The sequence below is a fragment of the Mycobacterium sp. genome (assembly GCF_035653355.1).
In the GTDB taxonomy this organism is placed as follows: Bacteria; Actinomycetota; Actinomycetes; order Mycobacteriales; family Mycobacteriaceae; genus Mycobacterium.
On the sequence record NZ_DASRBZ010000340.1, the window covers coordinates 1 to 21,765 of the forward strand.

At 65.3% G+C, this 21,765-nt stretch carries 19 protein-coding genes; 8 read left to right on the forward strand and 11 right to left on the reverse strand.

Annotated elements, in window-relative coordinates; translation table 11 throughout:
* Nucleotides 1-1,102, reverse strand: a 1,102-nt coding sequence (locus VFA16_RS11750; protein ID WP_324967974.1) for a sulfate adenylyltransferase subunit 1, incomplete at its 3' end; no start/stop codon positions are given.
* Complete coding sequence (gene cysD, locus VFA16_RS11755) at nt 1,102-2,031, reverse strand: sulfate adenylyltransferase subunit CysD (RefSeq protein WP_324967975.1); 930 nt, start codon at nt 2,029-2,031, stop codon at nt 1,102-1,104. The genes cysD and VFA16_RS11750, both read right to left, overlap by 1 nt.
* Before the next feature lie 178 nt (nt 2,032-2,209).
* Between cysD and VFA16_RS11760 the strand changes: the two genes are divergently transcribed.
* Nucleotides 2,210-2,599: a PaaI family thioesterase gene (locus VFA16_RS11760; RefSeq protein WP_324968001.1), complete on the forward strand. Its 390-nt coding sequence runs from the start codon at nt 2,210-2,212 to the stop codon at nt 2,597-2,599.
* Nucleotides 2,600-2,613: 14 nt separating this feature from the next.
* Here VFA16_RS11760 and VFA16_RS11765 read toward each other — a convergent pair whose 3' ends face one another.
* Nucleotides 2,614-3,105 (reverse strand): carbonic anhydrase, encoded by a 492-nt coding sequence (locus VFA16_RS11765; protein ID WP_324967976.1) that lies wholly within the window; start codon nt 3,103-3,105, stop codon nt 2,614-2,616.
* Between the two features lie 211 nt (nt 3,106-3,316).
* Here VFA16_RS11765 and VFA16_RS11770 point away from each other — a divergent pair, with 211 nt between their 5' ends.
* From VFA16_RS11770 to VFA16_RS11785, 4 genes are read left to right on the forward strand one after another with little or no spacing between them, the layout of a single operon-like run.
* The gene (locus VFA16_RS11770) at nt 3,317-4,297 is read left to right on the forward strand and encodes an ABC transporter permease (protein ID WP_324968002.1); all 981 of its coding nucleotides are present in this window, start codon (nt 3,317-3,319) and stop codon (nt 4,295-4,297) included.
* A complete protein-coding gene (locus VFA16_RS11775) occupies nt 4,294-5,229 on the forward strand; it encodes an ABC transporter permease (RefSeq protein WP_324967977.1) in 936 nt (311 codons plus the stop codon). The genes VFA16_RS11770 and VFA16_RS11775 overlap by 4 nt, the downstream gene beginning before the upstream one ends.
* Nucleotides 5,226-7,073: an ABC transporter ATP-binding protein gene (locus VFA16_RS11780; RefSeq protein WP_324967978.1), complete on the forward strand. Its 1,848-nt coding sequence runs from the start codon at nt 5,226-5,228 to the stop codon at nt 7,071-7,073. The genes VFA16_RS11775 and VFA16_RS11780 overlap by 4 nt, the downstream gene beginning before the upstream one ends.
* Before the next feature lie 10 nt (nt 7,074-7,083).
* Nucleotides 7,084-8,757: an ABC transporter family substrate-binding protein gene (locus VFA16_RS11785; protein WP_414687698.1), complete on the forward strand. Its 1,674-nt coding sequence runs from the start codon at nt 7,084-7,086 to the stop codon at nt 8,755-8,757.
* Between the two features lie 9 nt (nt 8,758-8,766).
* Here VFA16_RS11785 and VFA16_RS11790 read toward each other — a convergent pair whose 3' ends face one another.
* From VFA16_RS11790 to VFA16_RS11800, 3 genes are all read right to left on the reverse strand, one after another.
* Nucleotides 8,767-10,044: an alpha/beta fold hydrolase gene (locus tag VFA16_RS11790; protein ID WP_324968004.1), complete on the reverse strand. Its 1,278-nt coding sequence runs from the start codon at nt 10,042-10,044 to the stop codon at nt 8,767-8,769.
* Nucleotides 10,045-10,114: 70 nt separating this feature from the next.
* Entirely contained in the window at nt 10,115-12,736 is a 2,622-nt protein-coding gene (locus VFA16_RS11795; protein ID WP_324967979.1) for an AAA family ATPase, read from the reverse strand.
* The gene (locus tag VFA16_RS11800) at nt 12,733-13,890 is read right to left on the reverse strand and encodes an exonuclease SbcCD subunit D (RefSeq protein WP_324967980.1); all 1,158 of its coding nucleotides are present in this window, start codon (nt 13,888-13,890) and stop codon (nt 12,733-12,735) included. Before VFA16_RS11800 ends, VFA16_RS11795 begins: the two co-directional genes overlap by 4 nt.
* 173 nt (nt 13,891-14,063) lie before the next feature.
* Between VFA16_RS11800 and VFA16_RS11805 the strand changes: the two genes are divergently transcribed.
* Entirely contained in the window at nt 14,064-14,567 is a 504-nt protein-coding gene (locus VFA16_RS11805; protein ID WP_324967981.1) for a histidine phosphatase family protein, read from the forward strand.
* Nucleotides 14,568-14,648: 81 nt separating this feature from the next.
* Here the strand turns inward: VFA16_RS11805 and VFA16_RS11810 are convergent, their stop codons facing one another.
* Both VFA16_RS11810 and VFA16_RS11815 read right to left on the reverse strand, forming a co-directional pair.
* A complete protein-coding gene (locus VFA16_RS11810) occupies nt 14,649-15,194 on the reverse strand; it encodes a DUF3558 domain-containing protein (RefSeq protein ID WP_324967982.1) in 546 nt (181 codons plus the stop codon).
* 8 nt (nt 15,195-15,202) lie between these two features.
* Nucleotides 15,203-15,697, reverse strand: a complete 495-nt coding sequence (locus tag VFA16_RS11815; protein ID WP_414687701.1) for a DUF3558 domain-containing protein — start codon at nt 15,695-15,697, stop codon at nt 15,203-15,205.
* Nucleotides 15,698-15,923: 226 nt separating this feature from the next.
* Here VFA16_RS11815 and VFA16_RS11820 point away from each other — a divergent pair, with 226 nt between their 5' ends.
* The gene (locus VFA16_RS11820) at nt 15,924-17,675 is read left to right on the forward strand and encodes an ABC transporter ATP-binding protein (RefSeq protein WP_324967984.1); all 1,752 of its coding nucleotides are present in this window, start codon (nt 15,924-15,926) and stop codon (nt 17,673-17,675) included.
* A gap of 11 nt (nt 17,676-17,686) precedes the next feature.
* Entirely contained in the window at nt 17,687-19,573 is a 1,887-nt protein-coding gene (locus tag VFA16_RS11825) for an ABC transporter ATP-binding protein (protein ID WP_324968005.1), read from the forward strand.
* On the opposite strand, the gene VFA16_RS11830 is transcribed toward VFA16_RS11825, so the two are convergent.
* The 3 genes from VFA16_RS11830 to VFA16_RS11840 all read right to left on the reverse strand — a co-directional run bounded on the left by VFA16_RS11830 (nt 19,570) and on the right by VFA16_RS11840 (nt 21,720).
* Entirely contained in the window at nt 19,570-20,136 is a 567-nt protein-coding gene (locus tag VFA16_RS11830; protein WP_324967985.1) for a hypothetical protein, read from the reverse strand. The genes VFA16_RS11825 and VFA16_RS11830 overlap by 4 nt on opposite strands.
* Before the next feature lie 68 nt (nt 20,137-20,204).
* On the reverse strand, nt 20,205-20,513 hold the full coding sequence (locus VFA16_RS11835) for a hypothetical protein (protein WP_414687699.1): 309 nt from the start codon (nt 20,511-20,513) through the stop codon (nt 20,205-20,207).
* A 91-nt stretch (nt 20,514-20,604) separates the two neighbouring features.
* On the reverse strand, nt 20,605-21,720 hold the full coding sequence (locus VFA16_RS11840) for an adenylate/guanylate cyclase domain-containing protein (RefSeq protein WP_324968007.1): 1,116 nt from the start codon (nt 21,718-21,720) through the stop codon (nt 20,605-20,607).
* Nucleotides 21,721-21,765 lie beyond the last annotated feature (45 nt).

Genomic DNA, 21,765 nt, shown 5'->3' on the forward strand with positions numbered 1-21,765 from the left:
CGGTCTTGTCGCGGTGCAGTGTGTTGACGTCAAGCCGGTAGGCCAGCTCGATCACCTTCGCGCGCGTGGTGCGGGTGGTGTGCTTGATGAGGTATTCGCGGCCGGGCTCCAGCGCCGAGTTGTCGGCCATCCAGCACACGGTCGCGTCGAACTCTCGCGCGGCCCGAGGTTGGTTGGTGGGCCGGGCGATCATGTCACCACGGGAGATGTCCAGGTCGTCGTCGAGCCTCACTGAGATCGCCATCGGCGGAAACGCTTCGGCGATTGGGCCATTGGGTCCGTCGATTGCGGTGATCCGGGTGGTCTTGCCGCTGGGCAGTACCACCACTTCGTCGCCCGGTCGCATCACTCCACTGGCCATACTGCCCGCGTAACTTCGGTGGTCTTGGTGTTCGCGAGTCTGCGGCCGGATGACGTACTGCACCGGGAACCGGACGTCGACCAGGTTGCGGTCGCCGGCGATGTACACCTCTTCCAGATAGGGCAGCAGCGCCGGTCCGTCGTACCACGGTGTGTGCTCGGATTTGGTGACCACGTTGTCGCCGTGCAGCGCCGACATCGGAATGGTGACCACGTCGTGCACGTCGAGCCGGGCGGCGAAGGCATGGAACTCGTCGCGGATCGTCTCGAATTTCTCTTGGCTCCAGTCGATCAGGTCCATCTTGTTAACGGCCAGAACGATGTGGCGGATGCCCAGCAGCGACGCCAGGAACGTATGGCGGCGGGATTGCTCGCGCAAGCCGTGGCGGGCGTCGACCAGCACCACAGCCAACTGGGCGGTGGAGGCTCCGGTAACCATGTTGCGGGTGTACTGGATGTGTCCCGGGGTGTCGGCGATGATGAATTTCCGCTTCGGCGTGGAGAAGTAGCGGTAGGCCACGTCGATCGTGATGCCTTGTTCGCGTTCCGCCCGCAGGCCGTCGGTGACCAATGCCAGGTCGGTGTAGTCGTGGCCGCGCTCCTTGGATGTGCGCTGCACCGAGGCCCACTGGTCCTCCATCATGGCCTTGGCGTCATAGAGCAGCCGCCCGATCAGCGTGGACTTGCCGTCATCGACGGAACCCGCGGTGGCGATCCGAAGCAGCGTAGTGGGCGCAGGCATCAGAAGTACCCCTGCCGTTTGCGGTCTTCCATGCCGGCTTCCGAGATCCGATCGTCAGCGCGAGTAGCTCCCCGTTCCGTCAACCGCGCCACCGCCGTCTCGGCGATGACCTCTGCCACCGTGGCCGCCGTCGATTCCACGCAACCGGTACAGGTGACGTCGCCGACGGTGCGGAATCGCACCGACGCCTCCAACACCTTCTCTCCTGTGCGCGGCTGCATGTACCGGTGCACCGCCAGCAGCATGCCGTCGCGTTCGAACACCCGTCGACGGTGCGCGAAATAGATCGAGGGCAACGTGATCTTCTCGGCGCCGATGTACGACCAGACGTCGAACTCGGTCCAGTTCGACAGCGGAAAGACCCGGATGTGCTCACCCTTGTGGTGCCGCCCGTTGTACAGATTCCACACCTCGGGCCGTTGCGCCTTGGGATCCCACTGCCCGAACTCGTCACGGAAACTGAACACCCGCTCCTTGGCGCGAGCCCTCTCCTCGTCGCGGCGGGCGCCGCCGAACGCGGCGTCGAACTCGTTCTCGCGGATCGCGCGCAGCAGCGTCACCGTCTGGAGCGGGTTGCGTGACGGGATGGTTTCCACGACCCGGCCGGCGTCGATGTCGTCTTGCACCTTGGCCACGATCAGCCGTACCCCGGTCTCTTTGACCAGGTGGTCGCGGGTGGCGATGACCTCGTCGAAGTTGTGGCCGGTATCGACATGCATCACCGGGAACGGCAGCCGGCCCGGGTGAAACGCCTTGAGCGCCAGATGGAGCATCACGATCGAATCCTTGCCGCCGGAGAACAGCAATACCGGCCGCTCGAACTCTGCGGCCACCTCCCGGATGATGTGGATGGCTTCGGCTTCCAGCGAGCGCAGGTGGCTTAACTCGTACTGCCCCGCAGCCGGCACGGTGGTTACTTGACTGGTCATCGACCCTTACCTGGTAATCTTGGTAGGACTGGCCATATTAGTGAGTATTACCGTGTATGAAACCAGCCCCGGGCGGAGCTGTCAACGGCCGCGCCCGGCACCGGTTCGCAGCCTCGTCGGTGCACTGCGAAAACATGGACTCATGTCGACACCTGATAAACCGCCTAGTGGCCGCGACGTGATCGCGCAGTTTCTGCCCCAGTCCCCCTTCGTTGCGAAGCTTGGCATCGTCGCCGACGTACTTGCCGACGATCAAGTGCGGCTGCGGCTGCCGTGGGATCCGTCCAACGTCACCATCGGCGACATGGTGCATGGCGGGGCAATCGCGACGCTGGCCGATCTCACGGTTATGGCCGCGGCGTGGTGTGACGCCGATGCACCGCCCGAGCTGCGGGGTGTGACGGTGTCGATGGCGCTGGACTTTATGGCGCCGGCCCGTGCGACCGACGTGATCGGGGTGGGCCGGGTCTTGCGGCGTGGCCGGTCATTGGTCAACTGCGAGGCCGAGGTCGTTGACCCGCAGGACCGGCTGATCGCCAAGGCACTGGCGACCTACAAGATCGGTTGACGCGCGGGTTGACGCTACAGAGTGACTTCGTTGAGCTTGCCGGTGGCGACGTCGAAGATGAAGCCGCGCGCTGACTCGTGCTTGGTGACGAACGGGCTGGCCTGGATGCGGCGCAACGACTGCCGGACGTCTTCTTCCAGGTCGGGGAAAGCCTCAGCGGCCCACGACGGTTTAAGGCCGGTCTCCTCCTGGATGGCGCGCTTGAAGTCGTCGTCGGTGAACGTGAGCATGCCGCAGTCGGTGTGGTGAATCAGGATGATTTCCCGGGTTCCCAGCAAGCGCTGGCTGATGGCAAGTGAGCGGATCGCGTCGTCGGTGACCACTCCGCCGGCATTGCGGATGACGTGTGCCTCACCCTCCTTGAGCCCGAGGATGCGGTACACGTCGAGCCGGGCGTCCATGCACGCCACCACCGCGACGTGTTTGCTCGGCGGCAGCGGCAACGGCCCCTCGAACGTATTCGCGTATTCCGCATTGTTGGCCAAGTATTCGTCGGTAACCGTCACGCCAATCTCCTTAGATATTGCATGATGTCGTTTGCTGCACCGACAATTCGGGTGGCTGATTTTAACAATCGGCGACAGCTATTTCACCGGTCCGGATCAATCCGATCAGAATGGCTCGAAGCGCCCACCGCAGCTTGCGGCGCTGATTCGCGAGCGCTCTGGCGTCCGCTCGCTACCCTGTGCCCATGCACCAATGGCGAAGCAGGCAGATGTGATCCGCTTCTTGGCACGCCGGTTGCTCAACTACATCGTGCTGTTGGTGCTGGCGACGTTCTTGGCGTTCTGGCTGACATCCGTGACGTTTCATCCACTGGACAGTTTGATCCAGCGCCATCCGCGGCCGCCGCAGGCGGTTATCGACGCCAAAGCGGCACAGTTGGGCCTGGATATCAAACCCATACCGGTCCGCTACGCGAAATGGCTTTCCGGCGCGGTACGCGGTGATTTCGGCGCCACGGTGACCGGTCACCCTGTCTCCGAGGAACTGGGGCGACGGATCGGGGTCAGCCTGCGGCTGGTGGTGATCGGTTCCGTGCTGGGCACGGTGACTGGCGTCGTCGTGGGGGCGTGGGGAGCGATCCGCCAGTATCGGATGAGCGACCGCGTGATCACCGTGCTGTCGTTGATCACCTTGAGCATCCCGACATTCGTGATGGCGGGCCTGCTGATCCTGGCGGGGCTGCGGGTCAACGAATTCACCGGCGTGCGGATGTTCCTGTATACCGGTGAGACCTCACCAATTCCGCCCGGCGGGATGTGGGACCAATTCCTCGACCGCGTGCAACATATGGTGTTGCCGACACTCACGCTGGCCTTAAGCGCAATCGCGGGTTTCAGCCGCTACCAGCGCAACGCAATGCTCGACGTGCTGAGCGAAGATTTCATCCGGACCGCGCGCGCCAAGGGCCTCACCCGCCGACGGGCGCTGTTCAAACACGGCCTGCGCACCGCGCTGATCCCGATGGCCACATTGTTCGCTTATGGGGTCAGTGGTCTGGTCGTCGGCGCGGTGTTCGTCGAGAAGATCTTCGGCTGGCATGGCGTGGGCGAGTGGTGGGTGCAGGGCATCTCGACGCAGGACACCAACGTCGTCGCGGCGATCACGATGCTTTCCGGAGCGGCGGTTCTGCTTGCCGGACTGTTGTCCGACATCTTCTATGCCGTGCTGGATCCCCGGGTGCGGGTGTCATGACGCAAGAAGTTACCGCGGAAACCACGCCAGTCCGGTCCGGCATCCATCCGGCCACCTTTACGTCGCGGCGAAACCTGGTGGCACGCCGGTTCATCCGTAACAAGCCTGCAGTGGTGGCGTTGATTCTGCTGGCGTTGCTGTTCGTCGGCTGCTACGCGCTGCCGCAGCTACTCCCCTACGGCTACACCAGTCTCGACTCTGGCGCGCTGCTGCAGCCGCCATCGTTGCGGCACTGGTTTGGCACCAACGCGCTCGGTCAAGACCTGCTGGCGCGGACCCTGCGCGGCATGCAGAAGTCGATGCTGATCGGTTTTTGTGTGGCAGTGATTTCCACCAGTATCGCCGCCACCGTCGGATCGGTGGCCGGTTACTTCGGCGGCTGGCGCGACCGGACGCTGATGTGGCTGGTGGACCTACTGCTGGTGGTACCAAGCTTCCTCCTGATCGCCATCGTCACTCCGCGCATCAAACAGTCCAGAAGCATTCTGTGGCTCATCGTGCTGCTCGCAGTATTCGGCTGGATGGTCAGCTCGCGGATGGTGCGCGGCATGACGATGAGCCTGCGAGAACGCGAATTCATCCGGGCGGCAAAGTACATGGGCGTATCCAGCCGCCGCATTATTGTCCATCACGTCGTGCCGAACGTCGCCTCCATCCTCATCATCGACGCGACGCTGAACGTTGCCTACGCGATCCTCGCCGAAACCGGTTTGAGCTTCTTGGGATTCGGTGTCCAACCGCCCGACGTGTCGCTGGGCTCGCTGGTCGCGGAGGGCACTTCGTCGACCACCACGTTCCCGTGGGTCTTCCTGTTTCCGGCGGGCGCGCTGGTGCTGATCGTCTTGTGCGCCAACCTGGCTGGGGACGGACTGCGGGACGCGCTGGATCCGCGCAGCGTTTCGGCACGCCGCAGAAAGCATCGCACGAAATGACGGCCCTGCTTGAGGTGACGGATTTACGCGTCACCTTCGAAACCGAAGACGTACACGTGGCCGCGGTGCGGGACACGAGTTACCACATCAATCCCCGCGAAGTGGTCGCCATCGTCGGCGAATCCGGTTGCGGCAAAACCACCGCCGCAATGGCGGTTATCGGGTTGCTGCCCGAATACGCTGACGTGTCCGGATCAGTGCGGCTGCACGGCGAGGAGTTACTCGGGCTCTCCGACAGCGAGATGTCACGGATCCGCGGCAAAGTGATCGGCACCGTGTTTCAAGATCCGATGTCGGCACTGACGCCGGTGTACACCGTCGGCGACCAAATAGCCGAAGCCATCGAGGTCCACAACCGCGACATCAGCCGAGCCGATGCCCGCAAGCGCGCCGTCGAACTGCTCGAGTTAGTTGGCATTGCACAGCCGCAGCGCCGGGCGAGAGCCTTCCCGCACGAGCTGTCGGGCGGCGAGCGCCAGCGAGTGGTGATCGCGATTGCGATCGCTAACGATCCGGACCTGCTGATCTGCGACGAGCCGACCACCGCGCTGGACGTCACCGTGCAGGCGCAGATTCTCGATGTACTTCGAACCGCGCGCGATGTCACCGGCGCCGGTGTGCTGATCATCACCCACGACCTCGGAGTGGTATCGGAATTCGCCGACCGGGCACTGGTCATGTACGCCGGACGCCCGGTTGAAATCGCCACCGTGGAGGAGCTTTACCGCGACCGCCAGATGCCCTACACGGTCGGATTACTGGGTTCCGTGCCACGGCTCGACGCCCCGCAGGGTACCCGGCTGATCCCGATCCCCGGAGCGCCGCCGACGATGACGTCGCTGTCCCCCGGGGTGTGCACGTTCGCCCCCCGCTGCCCGCTGGCCATCGACGAATGTCTTGCCGCAGAACCAGATCTCGTCACCATCCGCGACGGACACCGGGCAGCCTGCATCCGCACCGATGCCGTCGCAGGGCGCAGCGCAGCCGAAATCTTCGGCGTGTCAACTCAGCCGGCGCCGATGGACAGTGCTGGGCACCAACCGCTGGTGCTGCAGGTCACCGACCTCGCCAAGACCTATCGACTCACCAAGGGAGTGGTCTTTCGCAGGCAGGTGGGTGAAGTACGTGCGGTCGACGGGGTGAGCTTCACCTTGGAACAGGGCCGTACGTTGGGCATCGTCGGGGAATCCGGTTCGGGTAAATCGACGACGCTGACCCAGGTTCTCGAGCTCACCAAACCAGAGGCGGGGTCCATCGAAATTCTGGGCGCTGACGTCGCGGCCCTCGATCCGGCCGGCCGTCGCAAGCTGCGGACCGAACTGCAGGTGGTGTTTCAGGACCCGGTCGCGTCGCTGGACCCTCGCCTTCCGGCGTTCGACGTCATTGCGGAACCGTTGGTCGCCAATGGATTCGACAAGCGCCGGTGTGAGGACCGGGTCGCCGAGCTACTCGCCATCGTCGGGCTCGACCACGCCGACGCCAGCCGCTATCCCGCCGAGTTTTCCGGCGGGCAAAAGCAGCGAATCGGTATCGCGCGGGCGCTGGCGCTGCAACCGAAGATTCTTGCGCTCGACGAGCCGGTGTCGGCTCTCGACGTCTCAATTCAGGCGGGCATCATCAACCTGCTGCTGGATTTGCAGCAGCAGTTCGGGTTGTCCTATCTGTTTGTTTCCCATGATCTTTCGGTGGTCAGACACCTGGCGCACCGGGTGGCGGTGATGTACCGGGGAAAAATCGTGGAGCAGGGCGACGGTGATCAGGTGTTCACCAACCCGCAGCATGAGTACACGCGGCAACTGCTGGCCGCGGTGCCGCGCGCAGATTCCGATGTCACCAGCGGTTAGCATCGCGCGGGTGAGACACCCGCCGATCGCACGCAGGCTTGCCCCGCTGGCGCTGGTAGTCGGTCTGATCGTCGGTGGCTGCGCGGACGGATACCGGGACATCCAAGAGGGCCATGCCGCGCGGGTCGGCGCCACCAGCGACATCAACGCACGCGACCCGGCGACCCTGCGCGACGGCGGCAACCTGCGGCTTGCGCTGACGGAATTCCCGTCGAATTTCAACGAATTGAACATCGACGGGAACACCGCGGACGTCGGTTCGATCGTCAGCCCGACGCTGCCCGGGGCGTTTATCACACAGTCGGACGGGACGCTGAAACTCAACACCGACTACTTCACCAGTGTTGAGCTGGCCAGCGCCACCCCTCAGGTCGTCACCTACACGATCAATCCCAAAGCGGTGTGGAGCGACGGCTCCCCGATCACCTGGGAAGACCTCAAATCCGAGGTCGAAGCGTGCAGCGGCCGCGACAAGCGGTACTTGATCGCCAGCAGAGCGGGCTTTGAACGGGTGAAGTCGGTGAACAGAGGCGTGGACGACCGCCAGGCGGTCATCACCTTCGCCGAACCGTACGCCGAGTGGCGCGGGATGTTTGCCGGCGGCATGCAGCCGCGCAGCATGACGGCCAATCCAGACGTCTTCAACAAAGGCCAACTCAACGCCCCCGGTCCGTCCGCCGGGCCGTTCATCGTCTCCAGAATCGACAAGGCCGCGCAGCGCATTGTGCTGACCCGCAATCCCCGCTGGTGGGGTACCAAGCCGCGACTGGACTCCATCACGTTTCTGGTGCTGGACGCCGCCGCCGTCATCCCCGCCCTGCAAAACAACGCGATCGATGCTGCCGGGGTCGGCACGCTCGACGACATGGTTACCGCGCAGCGCACTCCCGGAATCGTCGTCCGGCGTGCGCCGGCGCCCACGTGGTACCACTTCACCTTCAACGGCGCAGCTGGATCCCTCCTGGCCGACCAGAAGCTGCGGCTGGCGATCTGCAGAGGCATCGACCGCCAAGCCATCGTCAACGTTGTCCAGCACGGATTGACCGACCACCCTGCGCCGCTGGACAACCATATTTACGTCGCAGGTCAGGTGGGCTACCAAAACAACAGCGCACCAGCCGCTTACAACCCCGACCAGGCGCGCAGGGACCTCGACGCGCTGGGCTGGAAGCTCAACGGGGCGGTACGGGAGAAGGACGGCAGACAACTGGCCATCCGTGACGTGTTCTACGACGCGCCATCGAACCGGCAGATCGCACTGGTGGCCCAGCACAACCTGGCGCAGATCGGTGTGAAGCTGGTGCTCGACGTCAAACCGGGCACCGGGTTCTTCAGCCAATACGTGAGCGTCGGCGACTTCGACATCGTCCAATTCGGTTGGGTGGGTAATGCTTTCCCGCTGTCTGCGCTGCCGCAGATATACACCTCGGACGGTGACAGCAATTTCGGCAAGATCGGCAACCCGCAGATCGACGCCAAGATCGACCAGACACTGTCCGAGTTGGACCAGGACAAGGCGCGCGCGCTCGCCAACCAGGTGGATACGATGATCTGGCAGGAAGGATTCAGCCTGCCGCTGTTCCAGTCGCCCGGTGACATTGCGGTGCGCAGCAATCTGGCCAACTACGGCGCGCCCGGACTGGCCGACGTGGTCTATACCGCGATCGGATTCACAAGGGACTGAACGTGATTCCTAGCCAGTTCGGCGAGCAGCTAGCCGTTGACGGGGCGCCCAACGCCCCAGGTCAGTAGGCGACACCGGCAGCCCGCCCTCCACCGCGGCTGCCAGACCGACCGCCGTCTCAAGCAGCCGCAGCGCTAGGCGCACCGGCAGCGCATCCAACATCGAGGCTTGGCCCGCTAACCTGTCAAGTTCGTCACGACACACTGCGGAGGCGATGGTCAGCGCGGCCCGCTCGCGAGTTTCGAGCGCGCTGTGGCCCATCGTCGGCAACGTCAGAAGCAACGAGTTCGGCACCAGCGACGCGATGCGCTCGGCTACCGCCGGCGGTGTGGTCAGGTCGCGACCGCCGGAGACCACGGCCGTCGGCCAGGAGAATTTTGGCAGCTCAGCCACCAGGTCGTACGGCTCGGCTTCGAATGTGGCTGTGGCCGGGATTAATTCGCGCATGGCCACCGCGGGGTCGAGCGGCAGCCCGTCTGGCTCGCCGGCGTAGTCGAGCTCGCGCAACGCAATACGGCTCACCAGGTCGATTTCGTAGCGGTAGGGCGCCTTGTGCGTGGTCATCGTGAGAACCCAGCCGAGTGCCCTCCATAACAGCGTTCGGCCACGCAACAGCAGATCGAGTTGCCGATTGAGCAGCGAAGCCCCGCCGTAGCCGTACACCGCCGCAGCGAGGTGGCCGGCTGTCGGCGTCATCACGCCGGCCTCGGCGAGGCGACGCACCTTGGGGGCTAAGGCGGCGGTCTCCGGGTGATCGCCGTACCACAGCACACCCCGGATAGCTTCGCGCACATCGGCGATGTCGTGCCGGGACAACACCGGCGAATCCAGCACCATGCCCCGCACCCGACTGGGATGGCGTACACCGACGCCGGCGGCAATGTAGGTGCCATAGGACGCGCCGTAGATGACGGCCGTGTCGACCTGGGCGTCATCGAGCACCGCGGCCACGTCGTCGACCACCTGGTTCACGGTGAGCGCCTCGGGCGGCAGGTCGGCTCCGGAGTCGTCGTGGCGGGACATCCCGACACCCCGGTGCTCGATCATGATGATATCTAGACCGGCCGCGGCGGCCCGACGGCGAAAACCCTTGTACACCAGCACCGACGCCAGTCCAGGTCCGCCGGGGATGATCACCAGCGGATGGGGTAACCTGGGTCCTGTGCGCACATAGTAGAGGTCGAACTGCTCTGCACTTCCCGGCCAGACCGGTCGCCGCACGGGTCGCACTCCCGGCAGTGACGCCAGCTTGTTGTGCACCCGCCGCCGTTTGGCATTCATCGTCATCGGCATCGACCCGCCATTGGGACATTCTGCCGAAATCCGTCGTGAGGCGCCGCTGGCGCACGCATGGCTGTCAGGCGCCCAACTCGATGCGGTGTGCGCCCTGAACGCCGTCATACCGAGTGGGAGTGCATGTCAACACGATCAGCTGTCCATGGGCGCCGACCGCGTCGAACACCTCCCCCATCTTGACCAGCCGGTCGGGATCGGTGAAGCCCAGCGCGTCGTCGATGAGCACCGGGACAGTGTCTTCCTTCGCGACCAACGCCGCGCCCGCCAACCGGACCAGGATGCCGAGTTGCTCTTTTGCTCCGCCTGAGAGCGATTCGTAGGGCACGGTGCGGCCATCGAGGGTTCGGCTGCGGATACTCAGGTCGCTGTCGACGTCAACCTCGAAAGTGGGCCCGAAGACAGGGCGACCGAGCCGCTGCAGTTCGGTGCGGAACGGCTCGACGTAGCGCAACCGCGTGTTGTCGCGGTGACGGACCATCACCGAGCGCAGCAGTTCCGCAGCACGCGCCCGGCGGCGCACCCGCGAGTATTCGGTCGCGGCATGCTCCCGGCGTGTTTCGGCGGCGTCGAGCTTTCCCTTTCGTCCTTCGGTGCCGAACACAGTTAACTCCACTGCGATGTCATGCAGCGCGCGCGCCGTTTCCTCACGGCGGGTTCGCAGCATGTCTGCCGCCTCGGTGGCGTCGGCAAGTTCGGCGGCAACTGCGTCAGGCGCTGCCGCGTCAAGCTGTCCGGAAAGGTCCGCGACCCGCTGGCGGGCTGCTTGGGCGGCCCGCAGATCGGAATCCGCTGCGGCGGCCAAGTCCTCGTCGGTGCGGGATGCCCGCTGCTGGGCCAGCTGGGCAGTCGCGGCATCCAGCTCCGTCCGGTGAGTGGTCAGCTTGTCGTGCAAAACCGCTGCGCGGGTGGATGTCTCGGCGACCTGGGCGGCTGCGGCGGCTGAAACCTGGCGGCAATCCTGGCAGCGGACGCCCGCCTGCAGGTGAGCCGCATCGGCCGTGTCGACCTCGGCGCGGGCGGCGGCGAGATCGACGGTGGGCTCACCAGACCCGTCGCGCTGACCGGCACGCAATTGAGCCCGCCGGGCACGCAGGTGCTCGACATCGTCGTCACCACAGAGTGCGGACAGCGTGGCGGTCAGCTGGTCGCGGTTGCTGTACAGTTCGCGGCGCCGCTTTTCGGCCTGGCGTGCCGCGGCCAGGTCAGCGACCTCACCAGCTGCCAGCGCAGCAGCGAATTCGCATTGGGCAGCAGCATATTCGGCTTCGATGTCGCGGGTAGTGGCGCCGGGACTGAATCGCGCTGTCAGCACACCGGAAACCACGACCTCGGTTGGGCCGGTCACCGTCGTCGACCACCTCTGGCCAGCGGATAACGGGATTAGCTGCGCGCCGGCCTCGAGTTCGATGTCCGCAGCTGCCGTGAATTCTACTGTGGCCGAGAGTAATTCGAGTTTGCTTTTCGCCCGGTCGACCGCTGCCGCCGCATTCTCGATGCGTTGCATGACGGCCTCGGTGAGGGCGATCCGGGATAGCTCCGCACAGATCTGTTCCCGATCGCGTTGGACGGCGTCGATCTTGGCGATCCGGGCGGCCAGGCGATTGGCCTCGTCACGTTCGGACAGCTTCTCCAACACATCTCGAGCGGTGTCGAGCCGTTGCTTGGCAGCTGCCAGCTCGGCGTTGGCTTGCTCGAGCGCGGCATCGGCGGCAGCGGCAGCCTCACGCGCTGCCGACTGCGCGTCAGCGGCTTGGCGGGCCTCGATTTCTAGGGCCGCGATGGTGGCGGCGCGGGTGTCGATGTCGGCGCGCAGCCGCAGCCGCTCGCCGTGCGCGGAGCTGGAGGCGGTGCTGGTCGCGGCGGCAGCGGTGGCGAGCAGCTCGGCTTCCCGGAGTTGCTCGGTGAGCTTCGTGATGCGCGCGGCGGCGGCTTGCGCGGCGCACTGGCGACCGTCTGCGTCGTGCTGGCGCCGGGACAACTCGGCGAGTTCATCGGTCAACGCGGCGTGCCGGCGCACCCGGTCGTCGACCTCGGCGACCGCCGCAGCGCAGCGGGCAACTTCCTCGTCGGCGTCGCGCAGACCCGCGATCGCCGCGGACCATTCCCCGGTAGGCCGTCCGGTCGGGGTGAAGTAGCGCGCGTACTCGGCCTCGATCCGCTCGATGAGCAGCGGCTCGGTGCCCGACAGCATGGCCGCGTCCCCCGCAGCAACGTCAAGGGCACGCGACAGCGCGTCACACCCGGAAAAATCTACCGCGGCGGTCGACGTCGCCTGCAGCACCCGCTGCGCCCGCCATAGCTCGGTGTCCATCGTCTCGGCCAGCATGGCGCACACGCGTTCGTGCGCCTCGTCGCCGGTCAGCTGTTCTCGATGGGGAGCCAACACCGTCAGCTGGGTCTCGCACTTCTTGTGGAACCGTTTGCGGTAGACGAATCGATAAGGGCCCGTGCTGATCTCGGCGGTGACCTCCGAGCCGACGTCGGCGTGGGTGGGCTTGACCAGCTTGACGTCTTTCTTCGTCGAGCGGTCTTTGGACTGCAGCAACAGGTCCAGCGCCTCGATCATCGACGACTTGCCGATTTCGTTGGGCCCACATAGCACAACCACTCCGCTGTCGGGCAGCTCGATCTCGCGGTGCGCGATGCCGCGGTAATTCGTCAGGACCAGCCGGTGCAGTTTCATGCCGCACCCCGGTCGCGATCGGCAAGCCGCAGAAGCAGCGCCAACGCCGCCTGGGCGTCATCGGCGGCATCGCCCTCTCCAGCGCGGGCAGTCGCGACCAACTCGTCGACGGCGTCGGCGGCGAACCCGCCGATACCGAGGTCGCTGAACTCGCCGTCGGCCGGGATCACGGCCAGGTCGCTGTGCCGCTCCCACAGGCCGAGCCAGGCGAACAGCCTCGAGTACTTGTCCAAACAGGCGTCCAGGGCGGCACGGTCGGTGACGGTCAGCGACCCGGTCAAGGCCAGCCGCACGACCGTGCGGTCCTTGTCGGTCATCTGGTCCAGGTTGAGGTCCAGGTCGGCGATGTCGCGGTTGTTGTCGACCTGGCGGCGCAGGGTGAGGAACCGCCAGCGACCGACGCGGCGAGCCTCGACGTTGACCGCCCGCTTGGGGTCGGCTTCGTCGATGTCGACGATCAGGACGTGCCCGGGGTCGGATTCGACGTCGTCGAAGTTGGTGACCTCTGGTGAGCCGGAGTACCACACCCGAGGGCTGCTGCCGACCGTGGTGCGGGAATGCTTGTCGCCCAGCGCAACATAGTGGACCAGACCGCGGGCCAGTGCATCCTCCAGCGCGGCTAGCCGGATGACGGCGGGTCTGCCGGGGTCGGGGTCGAGCACATCGACACCGCCGTGCGCGACGAGTATTCGGGTGACCCCGTCGTTCGGGACGCCGTCGAGCACTTCGCCAACCAGGTCGGTGGTGGGCGACTTCGAGCGCCACGGCGCGGCGACGATCTGGACCCCCGGCCGCACCTGGTGCACCCCGGCCCGGTCGAGCACCACGACGTTGTCCGGGCGTTCGGCAGTGAACAGTGCGCTGGTGTACAGCGACGACGCATCCAGCGGGTCGTGGTTGCCGGGCAGCAGATAGACCGGAATGCCGATGGCGCGCATGGCTTCCAGGGACTGACTGACTACCTGCGGAGACAGCTGGTTGTGTTCGAAGACGTCTCCGGCGACCACCACGAATTCCGCGCCCACTTCGGCCGCCAGCTCACCCAGCCCGGCCACCGCGTCGCGGCGGGCCGCTGAATAGCGCGGCTGCGCTTCCCCCGCCAGGAAGTGACGGGTCATGCCCAGCTGCCAGTCGGCGGTGTGCACGAACCGCATGCCGATCCCGTCCTTCCTGCGTTGCCGTGACCCAGCCCGGCGACGATGCGGGCCGAGGAGCGGCCCGAGGAGCCGGGCATTTGGGCAGGAGCACCGCGAGTCTAGGACCGCGTACCGACAAGTTCGGGGACCTTGCTCGGCACGTCCGGGGTTCGGGCCTTACCGTTGGTCAGGTGAGCGGCCGGCATACGTTGGTGCTCCTGCGGCACGCGAAATCGGCGTACCCCGAGGGGGTGGCTGACCACGACCGGCCGCTGGCAGCCCGAGGAATTCGTGAGGCTCCGTTGGCCGGTGACTGGCTGCGCACCAATGTGTCCGACATCGACTTGGTGCTGTGTTCAACCGCGACACGCGCCCGTCAGACGTTGGAGCGCACCGGCGTGCAGGCACCGGTGCGCTACGTCGAGCGTTTGTATGGCGCCACCCCCGGAATGGTGATCGACGAAATCAACGGGGTCGACGAGGACGTCACCACCTTGCTCGTCGTGGGGCATGAGCCGACGATGTCTGAGGTGGCGACCGGCCTGGCCGGCGCCGAGGGCACGGACAACGCTGCGCGGGAACGTCTTTCGGCGAAATTCCCGACCTCGGCCCTTGCGGTGCTCGACGTCGCCGGCCGCTGGAAGGACCTCACGCTGGGTGGTGCCGCACTCGTCGACTTCCACGTGCCCCGCTGAGGCTCGCCGCGAAACAGCAGCCAAGGTCGTGATCGGAGCGGGATCAGCAGCCGTGGCTTCTGGCTGGCGGGGCGGCGACCGTCAGGAGTTCGTCGACAGCGTCAGCTCCATGAGCTTGATCGCTTGCGCGCACGCGTCGATACCGGGTGCCTGCGGGTTGACCCACCAGCCGACCACGCCGGCGGCGTCGCTGGCCACACCGCAGGAGCCGTTGGGGTCGTTCGGCCGCATCACGATCGACTGCACCCCGGCAATCGAGCGGCTCTCGATCTGGTACTTCAGCCCCTCGGCGACCTTGCGTTCGTTGCTCAGGCTGCCTTGTTCAAACCAGAACCGGGTGATGTCGATGAGACCGGCCGGGTTGGCTGCCTGCCAGCGGCAGATGGCGCCGACGAACGTGCTCTGGATGTCGAGCGGGTCGGCGCCCACCGTCTTGGCGAGGATGTCGGTGGTCAGCACCTCGCATTCCTTGAGCAGGTTCGGATACTGCTGTTCGGAGTTGTTGTTGCGCTGACCGCCGCCTTCACCCGCGCGGACCGGTTTGCCGGCCACCGACCGGGCACACCCGGTCACTACGGCCATCGCCGCGATGACGGCCATCGCCGCCGCGAGCACCCGTTGACGCATTGGACGACTCATTTCGAGTTCGCAATCGATTGACGAGCGAGTTCTTTGGCCACGTCGCATGGGTCCGGGAACGGTTTCTGGTTGAAGCTCACCGACCATTCGATGAAGTCGTCTTTGAACTGGATGCCCACCTCGCACAGCGAGTCACCCAACGTGGGCTCGGACCCGATGGCGATGAAGCCGCCGTGGCCGTTGATGTTGATGTCCTCGACGCTGGACCTCGACAGCTCCTCGGTCTTGCGCTCCCGCCCAATCGGGCTGCCGCGATACCAGGAGAAAGAGAAGTGCGGGCCCAGGATGCCGCCGCCTGCCAGCCACTGGCAGCCGACCGAGTTCTGGGCGGTGTTGACCAGTCCGGGAACCTTGGTCAGCTCTGACACGGTCTGGTCGCTGATACCGCCGCATTGCGGGAAGAACGGCCCGTGATGTCCCTCCGCGGAGGACGGCGAGGACGACTCGGTGGGCTGGGGCTGCTGGGAGCCGGAATGCGAGCACGCGGCCATCGTCGGGATCAAGGTTGCCGCCACCAGGGCGAGCGCCACCACGTTGCGCTGCACTGCTACGCGTACCTTCTGCTGGTCACACGATGCACTGTAGCGGCAGCACCTTAGGGCAACCACGGCACACGCGCTGAACAGGTCTTTAGCACGCCTGAGCGGCGCGATTTCGGCACCGGCATCATCCGGCGTGGCCAGGACTCGACGGCTTGCGGTGTGCGACAGTTACCAGATGCTCCTGGCATTGCTGCGCCAGTACGTCCGGCCATACCGCTGGCTGGTCGCAGCGGTGATGATGTTGCAATCGGTCAGCACTTTGGCTTCGCTGTACCTGCCGACGGTCAACGCCACGATCATCGACGACGGGGTAGCCAAGGGTGACACCGCCACCATCGTGAGGCTTGGCGGGGTGATGTTGGGTGTCACCACCGTTCAGGTGCTGTGCGCGGTCGGCGCGGTCTACTTCGGCTCCCGCACCGGGATGGGTTTGGGCCGGGATCTGCGCTCGGCGATGTTTGGTCACGTCATCACGTTCTCCGAGCACGAGACGGCCCGGTTCGGCGCGCCGACGCTGCTGACCCGCACCACCAACGACGTCCGGCAAATCCAATTCCTGGTGCAGATGGCCTCCACCATGCTGGTCACCGCACCGATCATGTGCGTCGGCGGAATCATCATGGCGATCCACCAGGACGCGGGACTGTCCTGGTTGCTGGTGGTCAGCGTCCCGGTGCTGGCCGTGACCAATTACTGGATCGTGTCGCGCATGCTGCCGATCTTCCGCAGCGTTCAACGGCTGATCGATGGCATCAATCGGGTGATGCGCGACCAGCTATCGGGTGTGCGGGTAGTCCGGGCCTTCGCACGTGAACAGTTCGAGCGTGACAGGTTCGCTCAAGCCAACCGCGAGTTATCCAATACCGCTCTGGCGGCGGGTAATTGGCAAGCGCTGATGCTGCCGGTGACGACCCTGACCATCAATGTGTCCAGCGTCGCGGTGATTTGGTTCGGCGGGTTGCGCATTGACGCCGGCCGGATGCAAGTTGGCTCGCTGATTGCCTTCTTGGTCTATTTCACCCAGATTCTGATGGCTGTCCTGATGGCGACGATGGCGGTGATGATGCTTCCTCGGGCTTCCGTGTGCGCCGAACGGATCACCGAAGTGTTGAGCACCCGCCCGGCGGTGACCGATCCTGACCGCCCGGTGCGCCCGCGGCACGGCACGCGTGGCGTGCAGCTGGACGGCGTGTCATTTCGCTATCCCGGGGCTGATCGTGCTGTGCTCCAGGGCGTTTCGCTGACTGCGATCCCCGCCACTACCACCGCGCTCGTCGGTGGAACGGGTTCGGGAAAATCGACACTGGTGTCGCTGATCTGCCGGCTCTATGACGTGACCGAGGGAGCTGTGCTGGTCGACGGAGTCGACGTTCGTCACTATGAGACCGAACAGTTGTGGTCGGCGATCGGGCTGGTGCCCCAACGCGGCTATCTGTTCTCGGGCACGGTCGCAGACAACCTGCGATACGGCGCGCCGCCGGGAAAAACAGTCACCGAAGCCGAGATGTGGGAGGCGCTGCGAGTGGCCGCCGCCGACGAGTTCGTGCAGGCGCACACTGACGGCCTGGCCATGCGTGTTGCCCAGGGCGGCACCAACTTTTCCGGGGGCCAGCGACAGCGGCTGGCGATTGCGCGAGCAGTTATCCGACGTCCGGCGATCTACCTGTTCGACGACGCGTTTTCCGCCCTGGACGTACACACCGAAGCCAAAGTGCGTGCGTCGCTCCGTGCGGTCGCCGCCGACGCGACAGTCATTATTGTCACACAGCGGATTTCGGCTGCCGCCCAGGCCGACCAGGTGATCGTTATCGACGATGGGCGGGTCGTCGGTGCCGGCACACACGAATCGCTGCTGGAAAGCTGCCCAACCTATTTCGAGTTCGCCGATTCACAGTCGTTGGGCGCACGCGTCGGAGGCCAGCGGTGACCACGCCGCCGATGCGCGGCGTAGTGCAAGCGCCCACGCAACGGTCCCGCGACTTCAGGCGCTCGTCGACCCGGCTGATAAAACGGCTGGCACCGCAACGCTGGCTGGCTGCCGCGGTGATCGCGCTGGGTATCGGCGGCACGGCAATCGGAGTCGTCGTGCCTCGGATCCTCGGCCATGCCACCGACCTGTTGTTCAACGGGGTGATTGGGCGAAAGCTGCCCGCCGGGATGACCAAGGAACAGGCCGTCGCCGCCGCCCGGGCGCGCGACGAGGGCACCTTCGCCGATCTGCTGTCGGGAATGAACGTGGTACCGGGCCACGGCGTGGACTTCGGTGCGGTTGCCCGCACGCTCGGGTTAGCCCTGGCTCTCTATCTTGTTGCTGCGCTGATGAATTGGTCGCAGGCAAGGCTGCTCAACGTCACCGTGCAGCGGACGATGATGGCGCTGCGCTCCGACGTGGAGGACAAGGTGCACCGACTGCCGTTGGCCTACTTCGACGGTCGGCAACGCGGTGAACTGCTGAGCCGCGTCACCAACGACATCGATAACGTCCAAACCTCGATATCGATGACAATCACCCAGCTGTTGACCGCAATCCTGACGGTTACCACAGTGCTGGTGATGATGCTGGGCATCTCGCCGCTGCTGACGGCGATCACGTTGATGACGGTGCCGCTGTCGCTGTTGGTGACGCGGGCGGTCGCGCGCCGCTCGCAGCGACTGTTCGTCGCTCAGTGGGCCCGCACTGGGCGGCTCAACGCCCACATCGAGGAAACCTACAGCGGCTTCACGGTGGTCAAGACATTCGGCCATCGTGAGCAGGCTCAAGCCCGTTTTCGCGAACTCAACGACGATGTGTACAAGGCGAGTTTCGGTGCTCAGTTTGTCTCCGGATTGCTGTCGCCGGCCACGATGTTCATCGGCAACCTCAGTTATGTCGCGGTGGCGGTGGTCGGTGGCCTGCAGATTGCGAGCGGCCAGATCACAGTGGGCAACATCCAGGCGTTCATTCAGTATGTTCGCCAATTCAATTGGCCGCTCTCCCAATTGGCGGCGATGTACAACGTGATGCAGTCCGGGATCGCCAGCGTCGAGCGGGTCTTCGAGCTGCTCGACGAACCCGAGGAGTCCCCTGACCACCAATTGGAGCCGCTGCCCGTCAACGGCCAGCGGCCGGTCGGACGGGTCGAGTTCGAGCACGTGATCTTCGCTTACCGGCCAGGAAGCCCGGTGATCGACGACCTGTCGCTGGTGGTGGAACCCGGGAGTGCGGTGGCGATTGTTGGACCGACGGGCGCGGGCAAAACCACTTTGGTGAATCTGTTGATGCGGTTCTACGAGCTCGACTCCGGCCGAATCTTCGTCGACGGCGTCGACATTGCCACGGTCAGCCGCAATTCGCTTCGATCGCGCATCGGCATGGTGCTCCAGGACACCTGGCTGTTCGACGGGACGATCGCGGAGAACATCGCCTACGGGCGGCCCGCGGCGAGTTACGAAGAGATTGTCGAGGCGGCACGGGCAGCCCACGTCGACAACTTTGTCCACACGCTGCCGCACGGATACCAAACGCGGATCGGCAACGACGGCGGCAACATCAGTGGCGGCGAAAAGCAGCTGATCGCCATCGCCCGTGCTTTTTTGGCCCGTCCTCAACTATTGATCCTCGACGAGGCAACCAGTTCAGTCGACACCCGCACCGAGTTGCTTGTTCAGCACGCGATGCGCGAACTGCGCCGAGGTCGGACGAGTTTCATTGTCGCCCATCGCCTTTCAACAATCCGGGATGCCGACCAGATCCTGGTGATGGAAGCCGGCAGGATCGTCGAGCACGGTAACCACGCCGAGCTGCTGGCCAGGCGTGGGGCCTACTACGCCATGACCCGGGTTTAGAGCTCTGGGCCCTGCGCTCTCAGGTCGTCCACTTTTGCCATCGCTTCGCGAAGTTTGGCCAGCCACTCCTCGGTGTGCTGGCCGACCAGTTTGACCGCCCACGCCAACGCGTCGGAGCGAGACCGGGCCACGCCGGCGTCGACCAGCGTGTCGAGCACCTGACGTTCGGGCTGCTTCAGCCGCGTCATGACGGGAACGGCGATGTGAGTGAACAGGATTCGATCACCGCCGACCTCGACGCCCCACGAGACCTTGCGCCCGTACCGAGCCTGTGCCTCGTCGGCGATGTCCATCCGCTCCGGCCGGGTTTCCTCGCGGAACCGCGAGACACGCCCGGACGTGCGCGCTTCGCTTTCTTCTTGTCCTGAGCTGTCCGGTTCGGGCAGCTTGCCGATCACGGTGATCTCTTCACGGTCGACGATGACCGTCGGGTCGCCGTCGAACCAGTCGTCGGGTAGGCGTCCCGCGAACCATTCGGCCGCGTCGCTCGCGTCCGGTTGCTCGGCCTGTTGCCAGCCGCCCGGCCGCCCGTACCGCCGCCCATGCATGTGATGTCGTTTCATGATTACATGATTACATCATTACACCGTAGAAGCGACGGCGTTCTCCGGAAGCGAACACGGCGCTGCTCTCAGCGCTTGCGCAGAACCGCGACTCCACCCGCCACGGAAAGCGCGAGCAGGAGGAGAAGCGCCCAGCCGACGCCGGCGAATACCCATACCGCGGCAAGCGCCGCAATCGCCGGGGACACGGCAAACAGCACCATCACCGGATGCTGCCTGATGACCTCCAGCGCGCTGCGGGCTCGTATCGGATCGATCTCTCTGCCCGGCATGCCGCAAGCATGCCAGAACCCGGCTTCATGCGTGAAAACCATTGATACATCGGCGTCGACGGCGTAGCTTTGGTAGCGAAGCAGACCCGGAAGTGACTGATCCAAAGAGCCGGCGTAAGGGGTGAGAGAGCCGGCCGCGCAGGTTAAATGAGACGCAACCCCAATGTCCTCCGGGTCTGCCCTTCTTTATGCGGACCTAGCCGCCAGCCTCGTCGCTACTCTCGCCGCGGCGGGCGCGAAACAGCTTTACTGCACCCTCGACGCCCTTGAGGTGGCGGCCGCCGGTGAACGACCAGCTGAACCCTGCGCCGTCCCCCACCGCCTCCCGCACCGACTCGGCCGCCAGCACCGTGCCGGGCCGCGCCACGCCGGTCACCCGACTGGCCACGTTGACTGGGCTGCCAAACCAGTCGCCGGCCCGGCTTACCGCGGGCCCTGCGGCAATGCCTGCCCGCAGCCGCGGAAATTCGTTGTCGGTGTCGGTGACTTCGACCAGTTTGAGCACCGCGTCGAGCAGCGGTACGGGATCGGGGCTGACGAACATCACCGCGTCGCCGATCGTCTTGATGAACCGCACCGGTGGGACGGCGACGTCCCGGGCAAGGCCGGTCAAGCGATCGGCCAGCTGCACCAGTTCCTCGGGTGGCACCGCCTCACCCAGGCGGGTGAACCCGACGAGATCCGCGAAAGCCACGACGACTTCGCGTGCGCCCGGTAGCGGCGCCCCCGCGGCTCGTTCGCTGGCGCTGACGGCCTCGGTCTCCATCTGGTGGCGCAGATGCATGAAGAGCATGTCGGTGATCCACGGGCCCAAAATGGGTGCGATCCTGCTCACCAGCGCATAGGAGCGCTTCGCGGTCTCCAGCTCGCTGAGCCCCGGTTCGAGGATGGCGGCCAGCGCGGTGTAGCGCATCACCTCGGCGGCGCGCGAAAGGCCGTCGGCGAGAACCCGTACCACCTGGACCAAGTGCTCGGGATCGAGGCCGACCTCGAGGAACCGTTGCGCATGGGCAGCGGCGATGCCGTCGGCCCGCATGTGCACGGCGGCGTCGGGATCGTCGATCCGGGCCAATCCGATAGCCCGCTGCACCCGTTGCAGCAGCTCCAGGTCGACGCCGGTTGATTCGCTGATCTCGCGCGCCGAAACATATGTGCCGTCGTCTCCTATCAGGCGACGCGAGGCCAGCAGCATCGGCATGACCGCGCCACGAATTTCGTCGACGGTGATGCCTTGTTCGAGTAGCCATTCGATCAGCTCGGCGCGCTCGGTGCGCGTGTTGCCTTCCAGGCCATCGAGCAGATCGTCCGGCATGTCCACCTGGTCAACGTATAACGCCCGCAGCGCATGATGTGAGGT

What these genes read in the sequence shown, in the direction of transcription:
- VFA16_RS11775 (WP_324967977.1), top strand. Translation starts at nt 4,294, where the DNA reads ATGACGCAAGAAGTTACCGCGGAAACCACGCCAGTCCGGTCCGGCATC.
- VFA16_RS11820 (WP_324967984.1), top strand. Translation starts at nt 15,924, where the DNA reads ATGCTCCTGGCATTGCTGCGCCAGTACGTCCGGCCATACCGCTGGCTG.
- cysD (WP_324967975.1), bottom strand. Translation starts at nt 2,031, where the DNA reads ATGACCAGTCAAGTAACCACCGTGCCGGCTGCGGGGCAGTACGAGTTA.
- VFA16_RS11810 (WP_324967982.1), bottom strand. Translation starts at nt 15,194, where the DNA reads ATGCGTCAACGGGTGCTCGCGGCGGCGATGGCCGTCATCGCGGCGATG.
- VFA16_RS11825 (WP_324968005.1), top strand. Translation starts at nt 17,687, where the DNA reads ATGCGCGGCGTAGTGCAAGCGCCCACGCAACGGTCCCGCGACTTCAGG.
- VFA16_RS11795 (WP_324967979.1), bottom strand. Translation starts at nt 12,736, where the DNA reads ATGAAACTGCACCGGCTGGTCCTGACGAATTACCGCGGCATCGCGCAC.
- VFA16_RS11830 (WP_324967985.1), bottom strand. Translation starts at nt 20,136, where the DNA reads ATGAAACGACATCACATGCATGGGCGGCGGTACGGGCGGCCGGGCGGC.
- VFA16_RS11790 (WP_324968004.1), bottom strand. Translation starts at nt 10,044, where the DNA reads ATGACGATGAATGCCAAACGGCGGCGGGTGCACAACAAGCTGGCGTCA.
- VFA16_RS11815 (WP_414687701.1), bottom strand. Translation starts at nt 15,697, where the DNA reads ATGGCCGCGTGCTCGCATTCCGGCTCCCAGCAGCCCCAGCCCACCGAG.
- VFA16_RS11800 (WP_324967980.1), bottom strand. Translation starts at nt 13,890, where the DNA reads ATGCGGTTCGTGCACACCGCCGACTGGCAGCTGGGCATGACCCGTCAC.
- VFA16_RS11780 (WP_324967978.1), top strand. Translation starts at nt 5,226, where the DNA reads ATGACGGCCCTGCTTGAGGTGACGGATTTACGCGTCACCTTCGAAACC.
- VFA16_RS11840 (WP_324968007.1), bottom strand. Translation starts at nt 21,720, where the DNA reads ATGCCGGACGATCTGCTCGATGGCCTGGAAGGCAACACGCGCACCGAG.